Annotated in this window: 8 protein-coding genes; 3 read left to right on the plus strand and 5 right to left on the minus strand. The window is 63.2% G+C overall.

The features are described from left to right. The first annotated feature begins 135 nt into the window (after nt 1-135). Complete coding sequence (locus GJ699_RS20080; protein ID WP_154379538.1) at nt 136-1,098, plus strand: alpha/beta fold hydrolase; 963 nt, start codon at nt 136-138, stop codon at nt 1,096-1,098. Nucleotide 1,099: 1 nt separating this feature from the next. On the opposite strand, the gene GJ699_RS20085 is transcribed toward GJ699_RS20080, so the two are convergent. The 3 genes from GJ699_RS20085 to GJ699_RS20095 form a co-directional block, all read right to left on the minus strand. Further along, nucleotides 1,100-1,570 carry a hypothetical protein gene (locus GJ699_RS20085; RefSeq protein WP_154379540.1) on the minus strand — a complete coding sequence of 157 codons (471 nt, stop codon included), beginning with the start codon at nt 1,568-1,570 and terminating at the stop codon, nt 1,100-1,102. Between the two features lie 15 nt (nt 1,571-1,585). After that, entirely contained in the window at nt 1,586-3,094 is a 1,509-nt protein-coding gene (locus GJ699_RS20090) for a tryptophan halogenase family protein (protein WP_154379542.1), read from the minus strand. A gap of 85 nt (nt 3,095-3,179) precedes the next feature. Next, entirely contained in the window at nt 3,180-5,996 is a 2,817-nt protein-coding gene (locus GJ699_RS20095) for a TonB-dependent receptor (RefSeq protein WP_154379543.1), read from the minus strand. A 453-nt stretch (nt 5,997-6,449) separates the two neighbouring features. Between GJ699_RS20095 and GJ699_RS20100 the strand changes: the two genes are divergently transcribed. Continuing rightward, a complete protein-coding gene (locus GJ699_RS20100; protein WP_154379545.1) occupies nt 6,450-8,300 on the plus strand; it encodes a glycoside hydrolase family 13 protein in 1,851 nt (616 codons plus the stop codon). Continuing rightward, complete coding sequence (locus tag GJ699_RS20105; RefSeq protein ID WP_195763595.1) at nt 8,297-10,879, plus strand: alpha-L-rhamnosidase-related protein; 2,583 nt, start codon at nt 8,297-8,299, stop codon at nt 10,877-10,879. The genes GJ699_RS20100 and GJ699_RS20105 overlap by 4 nt, the downstream gene beginning before the upstream one ends. Here GJ699_RS20105 and GJ699_RS20110 read toward each other — a convergent pair. Both GJ699_RS20110 and GJ699_RS20115 read right to left on the minus strand, forming a co-directional pair. Then, a complete protein-coding gene (locus GJ699_RS20110; RefSeq protein ID WP_154379547.1) occupies nt 10,863-12,317 on the minus strand; it encodes a putative bifunctional diguanylate cyclase/phosphodiesterase in 1,455 nt (484 codons plus the stop codon). The genes GJ699_RS20105 and GJ699_RS20110 overlap by 17 nt on opposite strands. A gap of 114 nt (nt 12,318-12,431) precedes the next feature. Beyond that, nucleotides 12,432-14,057, minus strand: a complete 1,626-nt coding sequence (locus GJ699_RS20115; RefSeq protein WP_154379549.1) for a methyl-accepting chemotaxis protein — start codon at nt 14,055-14,057, stop codon at nt 12,432-12,434. Nucleotides 14,058-14,100: the final 43 nt, after the last annotated feature.

Genomic DNA, 14,100 nt, shown 5'->3' on the forward strand with positions numbered 1-14,100 from the left:
AGCTCTGCTGTAGGCGACGCCTACAGCAGAGCTCGTGTTGGATTGGGAGGATTGACCCCGGATTTACCTCTTTAGAGTAGCGCATTCTGGCTGCGCGGCTTCTACAATCTGCTCACCTTTTCAAGGAGAACGCAGATGAAGAAAACTTCGATTCTTTTGCTGGCGGCAGCGGCCTTCACTACGGCGCATGCGGCGCCGGCTACCTTCCAGACTATCAAGCAAATCAACGCTGGCGCGCTGAATGTCGGTTATGTGGATGAAGGCCCGGCCAATGGCCCGGTGGTGATTCTGCTGCACGGCTGGCCCTACGATATCTATAGCTACATCGATGTGGTGCCGATGCTGACCAAGGCCGGCTACCGCGTCATCGTGCCCTATCTGCGCGGCTATGGCACTACCCGCTTCCTTGATCCGCACGCGCTGCGCAACGGTCAGCCGGCCGCGCTGGCGCGCGATATCGTGGATTTGATGGATGCGCTGAAGATCGACAAGGCTACGCTGGCCGGCTACGACTGGGGCGCGCGCACCGCCGATATCGTGGCGGCGCTGTGGCCGCAGCGGGTGAATGGTCTGGTGTCGGTCAGCGGTTATCTGATCGGCAGTCAGCAGGCTGGCAAGCAGCCCTTGCCGCCGGCGGCCGAGCTGCAATGGTGGTATCAGTTCTATTTCGCCACCGAACGCGGACGCCTGGGCTACGAAAAGAACCATCATGATTTCGCCAAGTTGATCTGGCAGACGGCGTCGCCGAAATGGCGCTTCGATGACGCCACCTACGACCGCAGCGCGGCGGCGCTGGATAATCCGGACCACGTCGCCGTCACCATCTACAACTACCGCTGGCGCATGGGTTTGGAGCGCGGTGAAGCCAAGTACGACGCGCTGGAGGCCAAGCTGGCGACCGCGCCGCCGATCAGCGTGCCCACCATCACCATGGAGGGCGACGCCAACGGCGCGCCACATCCGGAACCGGCCGCCTACGCCCAGCGCTTCACCGGCAAGTACAAGCACGAGACCATCAGCGGCGGCATCGGCCACAACCTGCCGCAGGAGGCGCCGCGCGCGTTTGCCGATGCGGTGATCGAGGTCGGCCGGCTATAGCTTAGCAGTCGGCCGCTGCCACGCTGCCCTTCTGCATCTGGTCGCGGCAGCGCGCCGAGTCGCGCGCCATGGTGCGCTGGTTGTCTTCCTTCAGCCGCTGCGCTTCGCGCGCGCGTTCTTCCATGATCGGGCCGGCCGCAGCCAGATCCTTGTCCAGCCCCGGCACGCCGGCCGGACGATCGATGGTGGCGTTCAGGTCGGCGCGCACCGGCAGGTTGGTCCAGTAGGTGTTCTTGGCACCGCTGGTCCACACCGCCGTCACTTCCGGCGTGGCGATGGTGTTGACGCCGTCGGCAAATTCATAGGTGCGGCTGACCGGCGCCACGCCCAGCGACTTGCCGCCTTCATAGATGGTGGCGCCGGCCGGTTTGCTGTCGTAAGTCAGCATGGCGGTGCGCGGACCGGTGGTGGCGCAGCCGGCAAAGGCGGCGGCCATGGCGGTGATCAGGGCAAGACGTACGATTTTTTTCATTGGATATCTCCTCTCTCAGCGTTTAGCCGCACAGGTGGCGGCGATAAATTCGGCGTGGGTCGGCATCGCGTTGGCGCAGTTGGCGACCACGGTTTCTACTTCGTCCAGGAAGCCTTTGATCTCTTCCTCGCTGGTCAGGTCCACCAGCGGATGGTAGGACTTGGGCCGCATGCGCTGGCCGTGCATCACCTGTATCCAGTTATTTTTGGTGAACAGCTCCATCCCTTCGCGGAACACGCGGCCGTTAGTCAGGAACAGATCGATCTTGTGCTGCAGGCGCGCCGGCACTTCCATCTGACGGCAGTAGTTCCAGAACCGGCTGTCAGTGCGCTCGGTGGCCTTGTAATGCAGGATCACGAAGTCGCGCGCCCAGATGTATTCATCGTCCATCAGGCGGTTGAATTCGCGGATGTCGGCCGCCTCGAAACCGGCCGACGGGAAGTGCGTGATCAGATGCGCGATCGCGGTCTGTATCAAATGGATGCTGGTCGATTCCAGCGGCTCGATGAAGCCGCACGACAGTCCGATCGACACGCAGTTCTTGTTCCACGCCTTGGTGCGCTTGCCGGTGCGGAAGCGCACCGTGCGCGGCTCGGCCAGCGCTTCGCCATCCAGATTGTTCATCAGGATGGCGGTCGCCTCGTCGGCGCTCATGAATTTGCTGGAGAAGACGTGACCATTGCCGATGCGGTGCTGCAGCGGAATGCGCCACTGCCAGCCGGCGCTGTGCGCGGTGGCGCGCGTGTATGGCGTCAATTCCGGCGCGCTGGCGCACGGCACGGCAATCGCGGTATCGCACGGCAGCCAGTGCGACCAGTCCTCGTACGGCGTGTGCAGCGCGCCGTCGATCAGCAGGCCACGGAAGCCGGAACAGTCGATGAACAAATCGCCTTCGATCTTGCGGCCATCGTCCAGTACCACGGCGCTGATGTGGCCATCGGCGTCGCGCAGCTGCACGTCGCTGATCTTGCCCTCGATGCGCTGCACGTCGCGCTGCTCGCTGTAGTTGCGCAGGAATTTGGCGTACAGGCTGGCGTCGAACTGGTAGGCGTGCACGATGGTGTTGACCGGCGAATTCGGAATGTCGCTGCGCGCCCGCATGAACTTGTTGTGCATGCTGGCGACGTTGTTCAGCGCGTAGTGGTCCAGCGGCGGCGCCTTGCCGGCCAGGTACTGCTTCAGCCAGTACTGGTAGAAATCGATGCTCCACGCCTCCTGGCCGATGACGCCAAAGCCGTGGTAATAACGGTCCCCGATCTGGCCCCAGTTGACGAATTCGATGCCCAGCTTAAAGGTGCCCTGGGTCTGGCGCATGAACTCATCCTCGTCCAGGCCCAGCAGCCGGTTGAACAGGTTGATCATCGGGATGGTGGCCTCGCCGACGCCGATAGTGGCGATCTGGTCCGACTCCACCAGCTTGATGTTGTACTGGCCCTTCAATGTTTTGGCCAGCGCGGCCGCCGTCATCCAGCCGGCGGTGCCGCCGCCCACGATGACGATGTTCTTGATTTTGTGTTGATCCATCGGTCTCCCTCTCTGCTGCAAAGAAAAAAGGCCCCTTGCCGAAGCGAGTCGGTCAAGGAGCCTTTGGTCGCCTCAGGCGATTATCTTACATCTTGTAGTTGACGCTGAAGAACAGCGTGCGGCCGGTCTGGGTACGGGTTTTGACCGAACCGTCGGCGTTGCGTTCCACATAGTATGGGCTGTTCAGGTTGTTACCTTCAACGCGCAGGCCCAGGCCTTTCAGCGGACCGCTCTGGATCTCGTAACCGATCTGCGCCGACAGCCATTTCTGCGAATCGATGTACACCAGCGATGGGAAGCCGCCGACGGTATCGTTGGCTACGCTACCGACGTAACGCGAACGGTAGTTGTTGGCCACGAAGGCGCTGAAGCCCCATTTCTCGAAGTACAGTTGCAGCTTGGCGTTGGTTTTCGACAGGCCCGGCAGCGGGATGTTGCCGGCGTCCGCCACCTGGTCCGGATTCTTGCCGATGGTGTTAGGCAGTTTCACCGAGCTGAAGGTCGACGAGTAGCTGCCGCTGGCGCCAAAGCCGTTCAGAATCGGGTGGATCAACTCGAATGGTGCGGAAGCGGTCAGCTCCGCGCCTTTCAGGTTGCCGCCGCTACCGTTGACGGTGGTGGTGTAGATACCGCGATTGCCGCCCGCCAGGCTAGGCAGGCCGAAGGCCGCCAGGTAAGGCGTGAAGTCGTAGTTGGTATCGGTCTTCGACACGATGTAGCTGTTCAGCTTTTTGTAAAACACGGCGGCGCTGATGTAACCCTTCTTGGCGAAGTATTTTTCCAGCGACAAGTCCAGCGCATCGGCGCGGAACGGTTTCAGGTGCGGGTTGCCGGACGAACCTTCGTAGCGTGCTGGCGGTACCACGCCATTGACGGCGGTTGGCGTGTCGTTCTTGGCGAAGCTGAACGAGTTGCGCAGGTCGGTCATGTTGGCGCGCGCCACCTGCTTCGAGGCCGCGAAGCGGGCCAGGTAGCTATTGCCCAGGTCCACATTCAGATTCAGCGACGGCAGGAAGTCGTTGTAGCTCTCGCCATCAACCTGCTGGCCCGGTGCCGGGTTGTCCAGGGTCGGGGTCGAGCCGACGTTGGCGCGGAAACCGGCCGATTCCTGCTTGGTGTGCACAGCCTGGAAGCCGACGTTACCGCTGACCGGGAATTCGCCCACACGGGTATCGATGTCCAGCTTGGCGTAAGCGGTGGTCAGTTTTTCCTGCACGCCGTAGGACTTCGACAGAATGTCGTTGTTGTACTTACGGGTCAGCACGGTGCCTGGGATCAGGTCCACGCCCGGATCGAACACCAGCATGCTGAGGCCGGTGCCGCCAACGTTGTTGGCCACGGTCGAGCTGCTTGGGAAGGCCACGCGGTCGTAACCGTCGCCGGTTGCCGACTGGATCACGCCTTCATCGGCCACGCGTTTTTTCGAGCGGTTGGTGAAGTTGGCGCCGAATTTCAGATTGCTGAAGTAGCCGTTTTCCGGCAGTTCGTACTTGGCTTCGGCGCGCAGCGCGTTCACCTGGTCGGTGACGGTCGGGCCTTTGTAGTAACCGGCCTGCGACACCGAACCGCACGCCGAGTTGTTGGAGATGCCGGACCAGCCGCACTGGTTACGCACCGCCATGGTCGACGGATCGGTCAGGCTGTTACCGTAGGACATTTGCGGAATGGCGTTGTTCAGACCGGTCAGGGTCAGGTTGGCGTTGGCCGCAGTGCCGCCGTAGTACTCGACGTCACGCTCGACGCGCTCGGCCGAGTTGTGGCTCAGGTCGACCATGGCGCTCCAGCCATTGCCGATCTTCAGGTTGTTTTTCCAGCCGATCGACTTGATGGTGTCCTTGTCCAGGATGCCTTCGTTGCGGTCGATCAGGCCGACATTGTTCATGGTGGCCGAGCTCACCACGCCGTTCGACACGGTGGCGTTGGTGAAGGTGCCGGTGCCTGGAATCTGTACCTGGTTCAGCTTGATGTAGTCGTCGATCTTCGACCAGAACATGTCGATCTGGCTGTTGAAGTCGCGGTTAGGCTTGTAGGCGATGATCGCTGCCACGCCCTTGCGGTCGTCGCGGGTGTTGCGGGTGATGGCGTTGTAGCCGGAGCCGCCTGGCACCTTGGCGGTGACGGTGTCGCCGCTGGTGGTGGTCACTGGACCGGTGTAGTCACCCCAGGTGCTGAATTCATATTGCGACGAATCGTTGGTCTGACGCACGAAACCGATCGCCACACCGACGGTGCGGTTCAGGAACTGGTCGATATAGGTGGCGCTTTCGCGGTGACCTTTACCCTGCACGTCCAAGCCCAGGCCGTTCTTGTTGCGCTGAACTTTGAACTGGATGGTGCGGCCGCCGAAGGCCAGCGGGTCGATCAGCTGCTGATCGATGGTACCGGCCAGGCCGGCACCCATGACGGTGGCGTCGGTGGTTTTGTAAACGGTGGCGCCGGCGATCAGTTCAGCCGGATACGCGCTGAGGTCGACCGAGCGGCTGTCGCCGGTGCTGGTCTGTTCGCGGCCATTCAGCAGGTAGCCGGCGAAGTCCGGGCCCAGGCCACGGATGCTGACGGTGGAGGCGTTGCCGTCCTTGGTACGCTGGGTGGTCAGACCCGGCAGGCGTGCCAGCGATTCCGCGATGGTGGTGTCCGGCAGCTTGCCGATATCTTCGGCCGAGATGGCTTCAACGATGGAGCTGGCGTCTTTCTTGACCGAGATCGCGTCTTCAATACCACGGCGGATACCCGACACCGTCACGCTTTGTACCGAGTCGGTCGCGGCTGGCGCGCTCTGTGCGAACACAGGCTGGACCATGGTCGACAGCAACACGGCGCAGCCGGCTGCCACCGGGCTTAATTTAAACACAACACTGGCTGGAGCCGAGCCGGCGCCGCGCTGGTTGACGGAATTTTTCATCAGTGTGTCCCCTCATCATCTAAAAAATACCCGCCACTACCGCCGGCTTGCGCCATATCGACTACACGGGTCCAAGGTTTACGAACGTTCTGAAGGACGTTCTGAGCGGAATTTTGTACTAAAACTAGATTTCATGTCAATCAAGCTTCCGTTCACCTACGGCGTTACAGGGGCGCAAAGCCTGAGATTCCCTATGAAAACGTTGTTCCCGTTGTATTTCGGCTACAAAGTTTTTATCGCCACGGTGTAGTGGAACTACATTTTGACTACCAAGCTGGCTATTTTTTGTAGCAATTCCTACCGAGCTCCGATTGCTTGGTAGCAATTTGCTAGGTTCCGGGATGCCGCTTTGTATTAAAACTAGAAATTAGCCTGATTTCCATAGTATCCTCGCTGGATAACCACCACAATGCATCTGTAGTATGGCTACTACATGCGCTCCTGGGAGACTGTATGAACAAGCTGTTTGCCGCCGCGCTGCTGTCGGCGCTGCCCTTGGCCACCCTCGCCGCCCCTTACCACATCGATCACATGGACCCACCGCTGTGGTGGGCCGGCATGCATAACACCAAACTACAGCTGATGGTGCATGGGCCACAGATTGCCGACCTGGAGCCGGCGCTCAGCTATCCCGGTGTGCGCATCGCGGCGGTGAGCCGGGTGGCCAACCGTAACTACCTGTTCATCGACCTCGACATCGCGCCGGACGCCAAGCCTGGCAACCTCGACCTGCGCTTCGAGCGCGAGCGGCAGGTGGTGCACTATCACTACCAGCTACTGGCGCGCGCGCCCGGCTCGGCCCAGCGCGCCGGTTTCAGCCCGCGCGACGCCATTTATCAGGTGATGCCGGACCGCTTCGCCAATGGCAATCCGGCCAACGACAACGCCGCCGGCATGAGCGAGCGGGCCAACCGCGCCGATGGCGGCGGCCGCCATGGCGGCGACATTCGCGGCATGGCCGAGCATCTGGACTACATCGCCGGCATGGGCTTCACCATGTTGTGGCCGACGCCGCTGCTGGAATCAAATATGCCGGCCTACTCCTATCACGGCTACGCCACCACCGACCATTACCGCATCGATCCGCGCTACGGCAGCAACGAGGAGTACCGCGACTTCGTGGCGCAGGCGCGTGCCAAGGGACTAGGCGTGATCCAGGACGTGGTGCTGAACCACATCGGCAGCAAGCACTGGTGGATGCAGGACATGCCGACGCCGGACTGGCTGACCTATCAGGGCAAGTATGTGCCGACCGAGCATCACCGGGTGGCGCTGCAAGATCCGTATGCGTCGGAACAGGACAAGCGCAACTTCACCGCCGGCTGGTTCGTACAGAGCATGCCGGACCTGAATCAGGCCAATCCCTATCTGGCCACTTACCTGATCCAGAACGATATCTGGTGGATCGAGTACGCCGGGCTGTCCGGCCTGCGGGTGGATACCTACGGCTATTCCAACACCGACTTCCTGAGCCGCTGGTCCGGCGCGCTGATGGCCGAATATCCACACCTGAATCTGGTGGGCGAGGAATGGAGCACCATGGCGCCGGTGGTGGCGCACTGGCAGGAGGGCAAGCGCAATTTCAACGGCTATGTGTCGCACATGCCGAGCATGATGGACTTCCCGCTGACTGACGCCATGCGGCGCGGCCTGGCCGGCGGCGATGGCGACCAGCATAGCCTGACCTCTCTGTACGAAGCGTTGTCGCTGGACTATCTGTATCCGAACGCCGGCAATCTGGTGCTGTTCGAAGGGAATCATGACATGTCGCGCATCTTCAGCGAGCTGCATGGCGACGAGAATCTGTTCCGCATGGCGATGGCGTTTGTCGCCACCGCGCCGCGCATCCCGCAGTTCTACACCGGCAGCGAGATCCTGATGACCAGCACCATCAAGGAGCGCGACGATGCGTCCTACCGCGCCGACTTCCCCGGCGGCTGGAGCGGCGACACCATCAATGCCTTTACCGGCAAGGGGCTGACACCGCAGCAACTGGCGGCGCAGGCGTATGTGAAAAAGCTGTTCAACTGGCGCAAGGGCGCGTCGGTGATCCACAATGGCCGCATGATGCACTATGGCCCGGAGCAGAACACCTATGTCTACTTCCGTTACGACGACCAGCGCAAGGTGATGGTGGCGTTTAACAAGAACGCTACCGAGACGGTGCTGAACACGGAGCGCTTCCACGAAATGCTTGCCGGCGCCAAGGCCGGCAAGGACGTCATCACCGGCCAGCGCGTGTCGCTGGACGGGCTAGTCAAATTACCGGCACGCTCGGTGCTGATCCTGGAGGTGGAACAATGAAGCGCCCTGTCGCCCTATTGGCGTTATTGCCGTTCGCTGTGCTGAATGCCTACGGCGCCGCCACCGCCACCACCAACTATCGCACCTGGGACGGCAAGCAGGAGACGGTGCAATACGCCACGCCGGACGCCGGCGCCGCGCTGCGCAGCTACACGCAGTCGACCACCATGCGCGTGCGCGAAGGCGGCAAGCAGGAAATCGGCTACACCGAATCGGACGCGCTGCCGACGGTCCGCAGTGGCAATCTGGCCTTCGATGCGCTGTTCGCGCTGGCCGGCAATGAGATGAAGCTGGATTCGGTGAAGGAGATCCGCGACGGCAGCTACAACGGCGGCAATGCGATCGCCTGCGATTGCTTTGAAACCGGCGAGTTGTGGCATTACGTGTGGACGCGCGATCTGTCCTACGCGGCATCGCTGGGCGTGGGCATGCTGGACCCGCAGCGAACGCGCAATTCGCTGGAATTCAAACTGGCCGGCTATCGCGATGGCGCGCAAGGCGGCCCGCACGTCAGCGGCGACGGCTTCCAGATCGTGCAGGACACCGGCAGCGGCGGCAGCTGGCCGGTCAGTTCGGATCGTGTCAGTTGGGCCTTCGGCGCGGATGAAGCCTTGAAGGCGCTGCCGCCGGAGCAGCGCAAGGCGTTCGCGGCGACGGCGCTGCGGGCGCTGGTCAACACGCTGGAGAATGACCGCATTGCGATCTGGGACGCGGTCGATGGTTTGTACAGCGGCGAAGAATCCTTCCTCGATTGGCGCGAGCAGAGTTATGCGGCGTGGCTGCCGGGCGAGCTGTCGTTCATGGCCACCTCGAAGGCGCTGTCGACCAACGCGGCGCACTACAAGGCGCTGACGCTGGCGGCGCAACTGGCGGCGGAACAGGGCGACGCGTCGCGCGCGGGGCGTTATGCCGATTGGGCGGCGGCGCTGAAGGTCGCCATCAACAAGCGTTTCTGGCAGGCCGACAGCGGCATGTACAGCAGTGTGACGGCGGGCCATTTCGATGGCGCGGCGATGTACAAGTATGACTGGCTGGGACAGTCGCTGGCGATCGTCACCGGGATCGCGGATGCGCGCCAGGCGCAGAGCATATTGGCGCATTATCCGCATGGTCCACTGGGGGCGCCGGTGATCTGGCCGCAGCAGGCCGCGACGGCGGTGTATCACAATCGCGCGATCTGGCCATTTGTGACGGCGTTCGGGCTGAAGGCGGCGGCCATCGGCGGTAACGTTGCCGTTGCTGATGCGGCTTACGATACCTTGATGCGCGGCGCGGCGACCAATTTGTCCAATATGGAGAATCTGGAGTGGTTATCCGGACAGCCGATGCTGGATGATGGCAAGCTGAGTGGCCCGGTGGTGAATTCGCGCCGGCAGTTGTGGTCTGTGGGCGGCTATCTGGGCATGGTGGTCGGCAGTGTGTTCGGCGTGCAGACCACGGCAGATGGCATCACGCTCAAACCGTTCATCACGGCGCGGCTGCGGCGCGAGACGTTTGCCGGCAGTGAGGCGATTGCGCTCAACAATCTGAACCTGCGCGGCAAGCGTCTCAACGTGCGTGTGCGTTTGCCTGCGGCGGCGCGTGGCGAGGGCTACTACGCGGTGGCCGGCGTGACGCTCAACGGCAAACCGGCCGGCGCGGCGCTGGCGTGGGATGCGCTGGGCGCGGACAACACGATCGAGATCCGGCTCGGCAAGCTGCAGAGCGGCCAGCAGAACAAACGAAGCGTGAACGCAAAGCCGCTGGTGCAGGATGCGGCGGTGTACGCGCCGGCCGAACCGCGCATCGACAAACTGGAACGTGGCACCTACGGCTTCCCGACGCTGCACCTCGCCCCCGGCGGCACGGCGACAAGACGCGATGCGACGGCGACGGTGGCGGCTGGCGGCGCTGCGGCGGCGGGCCGCAGCGTGGTGGCTGGCGACGGCGTGGTGGCTGGCGACGGCGCGGTGGCGGGCGGCGGCGCGGTGGCGGGCGGCGGCGCGGACGGCATCGTGTACAACATCTACCGCGACGGCCAGTTGGTCGGGTCGCGTGTGAGTGCGCTGGAGTGGGCTGATCGTCATGCCGGCGGTTTGGCGAACGCCTGCTACGCGGTGGAAGCGGTGTACGTCGGCTCGGGCAACCGCAGTCACCACAGCATGCCGGCCTGCCTGAACAACGGCGAAGAAATCGCCATCTCTCGACCCGGCTGGGGCGCGCCGGCGGACACCTTCGCCCAAGCGTTCACGGTCGACAAGCAAGGTAACTACGCGATCCAGATCAAGTACCGCAACACCGCCCACCAGATCAACCTGGGCATCAGCGGCGGCGTCAAATGGGCCTCCCTGAAAGACAACAAGGGCGCCACCGTCGCCTACGACGTGATCCAGCTGCCGCACTCCCCCGCCAGCGAGCCGGCCAAGTACTCCACGCCGCTGCGCACCAACCTCAAGCCCGGCAACTACACGCTGGAACTGAGTGACTTCTACAACATGAGCTACATGCGCAACAACGCCAGCTACAGCGATGCGGGCGGCGTCCAGGGCGCATCCAACAAGTTCGACATCCACGGTATCCGCATCATGCCGCAACATTGAGGCCAACCCGCTGCCGGCGCCCCGCCAGCAGCGCCTCCATCTCCTCCGGCGCCACCGGAGGACTGATGCAGAAGCCGAACGCCTCATCGCAGCCCATCTCCGACAACTGCGCCAGTTGCTCATCGCTCTCCACGCCGGCCGCGATCACCCGCATGTTCAGGGTCTGCGCCATCTCGATAATCGCCCGCACCATCGCCCCGCCGCGCGCCAGATCATCGACAAAGCCTTTATCGATCTTCACCACATCCACCGTAAAGCGCCGCAGATAATTCAGCGACGCATAACCGGTGCCGAAATCGCTGATCGCAATCCGCACGCCGAGCTGCTTGAACTGCTGCAGAATCTCCTCCGCGTTCTGTCCCTTATCGATCAGCATCGCCTCGGTGATTTCCAGCTCGATGCAGCATCCCGGCACACCTGCCTTCTCCAGTATCGCCGCAAAGGTCGGCACGATCTCCTTGTGGAAGAACTGGCGCGGCGACAGATGCACCGCCACCATCAGCGTCTGCCCCTGCTCCATCCAGCGCCGCAGTTGCGCCGCCGCCGTCGCCATCACCCACGCCCCCACCGGCAGAATCAGCGCGCTCTGCTCCAGCACCGGCAGGAAATCCAGCGGCATCACCAGCCCCAGTTCCGGATGCTTCCAGCGCAGCAGCGCCTTCACGCCCACGATGCGCTGCGACTTCAGATCCAGCTTGGGCTGATAGGTCAGGATGAACTCATCATGCTCCTGTGCGTGCCGCAGCGCCGTCTCCAGGATCAGCCGCGAATACGCCTTGGCCTGCATGCTGGGCAGGAAGCGCAGGCTGGCGCCCCGGCCGCGCTGCTTGGCCGCGTACATCGCCAGGTCGGCCTTCTCGATCAGGGTTTCAATATCCTCGTCGTCATCCGGATACACCGCCACGCCGATGCTGGCGGCCACCTCCAGCAGCTCGCCATTAACGACAAACGGCTCCACGATCGCCTTCATGATCTTTTCCGCCACCTGTTGCGCATCGGCGCCGTGCTTCAGCTCCGTCAGCAGCACGATGAATTCATCGCCGCCCTGGCGCGCCACCGTGTCCACCTCGCGCACGCACTGGCGCAGGCGCTGGGCGAACTGCACCAGCACCTGGTCGCCGGCGTCATGGCCCAGCGTATCGTTGATGGATTTGAAGCGGTCGATATCGACAAACAGCACCGCCAGCAGACTGTCGTGACGGCGCGCATAGGCCACGCCGTGTTCCAGCTGCAGCTGGAACTGCAGCCGGTTCGGCAAGCCGGTCAGGCTGTCGTGATGGGCGATGAAGTCGAGCCGCATTTCAGTGTCGCGCTGCGCCGCCAGCGCCGTCTGCAATTGCGCGCAGCGCGCACGCAAACCGCGCGCCTGCCATTGACCGAAACACAGCGCCAGCAGACATGGCGCCGCACCGGCCACTACCGGCCATATGGTGTTCATGCTGTCCCTCTTCGTCGGGTGCACTACGGAAGAGGAAATGATAGAGGATAGGGTTGCGGCCGACAGACCGTTCACGCGCCCGCTTGAGGCACATCAAACGGCCTGTGGCAAATATCAGCGTGTCAGTTGCAGCATGCGTCCGCTTCCGGCCGCCAGCGCGGTCGGAGCCTGGCCCCGCAGCTTGAAGATGCTGACCGCTTCCGACAGACTGGCCGCCTGCTGCTGCAAGGCGTCCGCCGCCGCCGCCGCTTGCTCGACCAGCGCCGCGTTCTGCTGCGTCACGCTGTCCATCTGCGTGATGGCGATGCTGATCTGCTCGATGCCATCGCGCTGCTCGCCGCTGGCCACCGAAATTTCACCGATGATGGCGGTCACGCGCTGCACGCTGGCCACCACTTCGCTCATGGTGTCGCCGGCCTGGCCGACCAGCTTGCTGCCCTGCTCGACCCGGCCCACCGAGGTGCCGATCAATTCCTTGATTTCACGCGCGGCGGCGGCCGAGCGCTGCGCCAGGTTGCGCACCTCGGACGCCACCACCGCGAAACCGCGGCCCTGCTCGCCGGCACGGGCCGCTTCCACCGCCGCGTTCAGCGCCAGGATATTGGTCTGGAACGCGATGCCGTCGATAACGCCGATGATGTCGACGATCTTGCGCGAACTGTCGTTGATCTCGCCCATGGTATGCACCATCTGCGCCACCGCGTCGCCGCCCTTGACCGCCACGCTGGACGCGCTGTCGGCCAGCCGGCACGCCTCGGCCGCGTTCTCGTTGTTCTGCTTGACGGTGGTGGTCAGCTCCACCATGGCGGCCGCCGTTTGCTCCAGCGAGCTGGCCTGCTCCTCGGTGCGGCCGGACAGATCCAGATTGCCGGCGGCGATTTCCACCGTGGCGCCGTGGATGGTCTCGGTCCCGCTGCGGACCTTGCCGACGATATTGCTGAGGTTATCCTGCATCAGCCGCAGCGCCCCCAGCAGATCGCCGATCTCGTCCTTGCTGGTGACCCGCACCTCGCTGCTGAGATCGCCACCGGCCACGGTCTGCGCCACCCCCACCGCCGCCTGCAGCGGCACCGTGATGCTCTTGATCAGCGACACCACCGTCACGCAACCCACCACCAGCGTGATCAGCAGCGTCACGCCCATCGCCAGCAAGGCCTGGCGGTGCGCGGCCGCGTTGTCCGCCGCCATGGACTCGCCCAGCCGCTTGGCCTCGGCGCCGATGTAGGCGACGATGTCATCGATCTTCTTGGTCGGCTCGCGGTCCATGCCCTTGACCAGCGCATCGACCACATGCGCGCTGTCGGGGTTAGCGGGATCGTATTTTTTCAGCGCCGCCATATAGCGCGCCACCAGCTCGTTCTGGGTTTTGATGGCCTCCTCCACCAGCGGCGTGCTGAGCTGGAGTTGGTCGAGCAGCGCGGCCAGCTTCTGCAGCTCGGCGCGGGTGCTCTCGCCGCCCTGGACGAAGGCCTTGCTGTATTTGTCGAACTGGGCCGTATCGTTACCGCGCAACAGCGTGTTCTTCCACTCCTGCACCTGGATCTTGAATTCCACCTGCGCGCCGCGCGCCGTGTCGATGGCCTGGCTGATCGCCACCGAGCGCGCCATCGCGTCTGCGCTGCGCTGATTGCCGTGATCCAGCGCGCGCCAGCCGGAGGTGGCGACCACCGCCAGCGCGACGAAGAAGAAGGCGCCCAGCAAACCCAAACGCACGCCTATCTTGAGATTGGCGAGTTTCATCGTTTCCTCCTTGGCAAAGGCTGTTAACCATCATGCACGCCGG

This window comes from Duganella guangzhouensis, assembly GCF_009674535.1.
In the GTDB taxonomy this organism is placed as follows: domain Bacteria; phylum Pseudomonadota; class Gammaproteobacteria; order Burkholderiales; family Burkholderiaceae_D; genus Rugamonas; species Rugamonas guangzhouensis.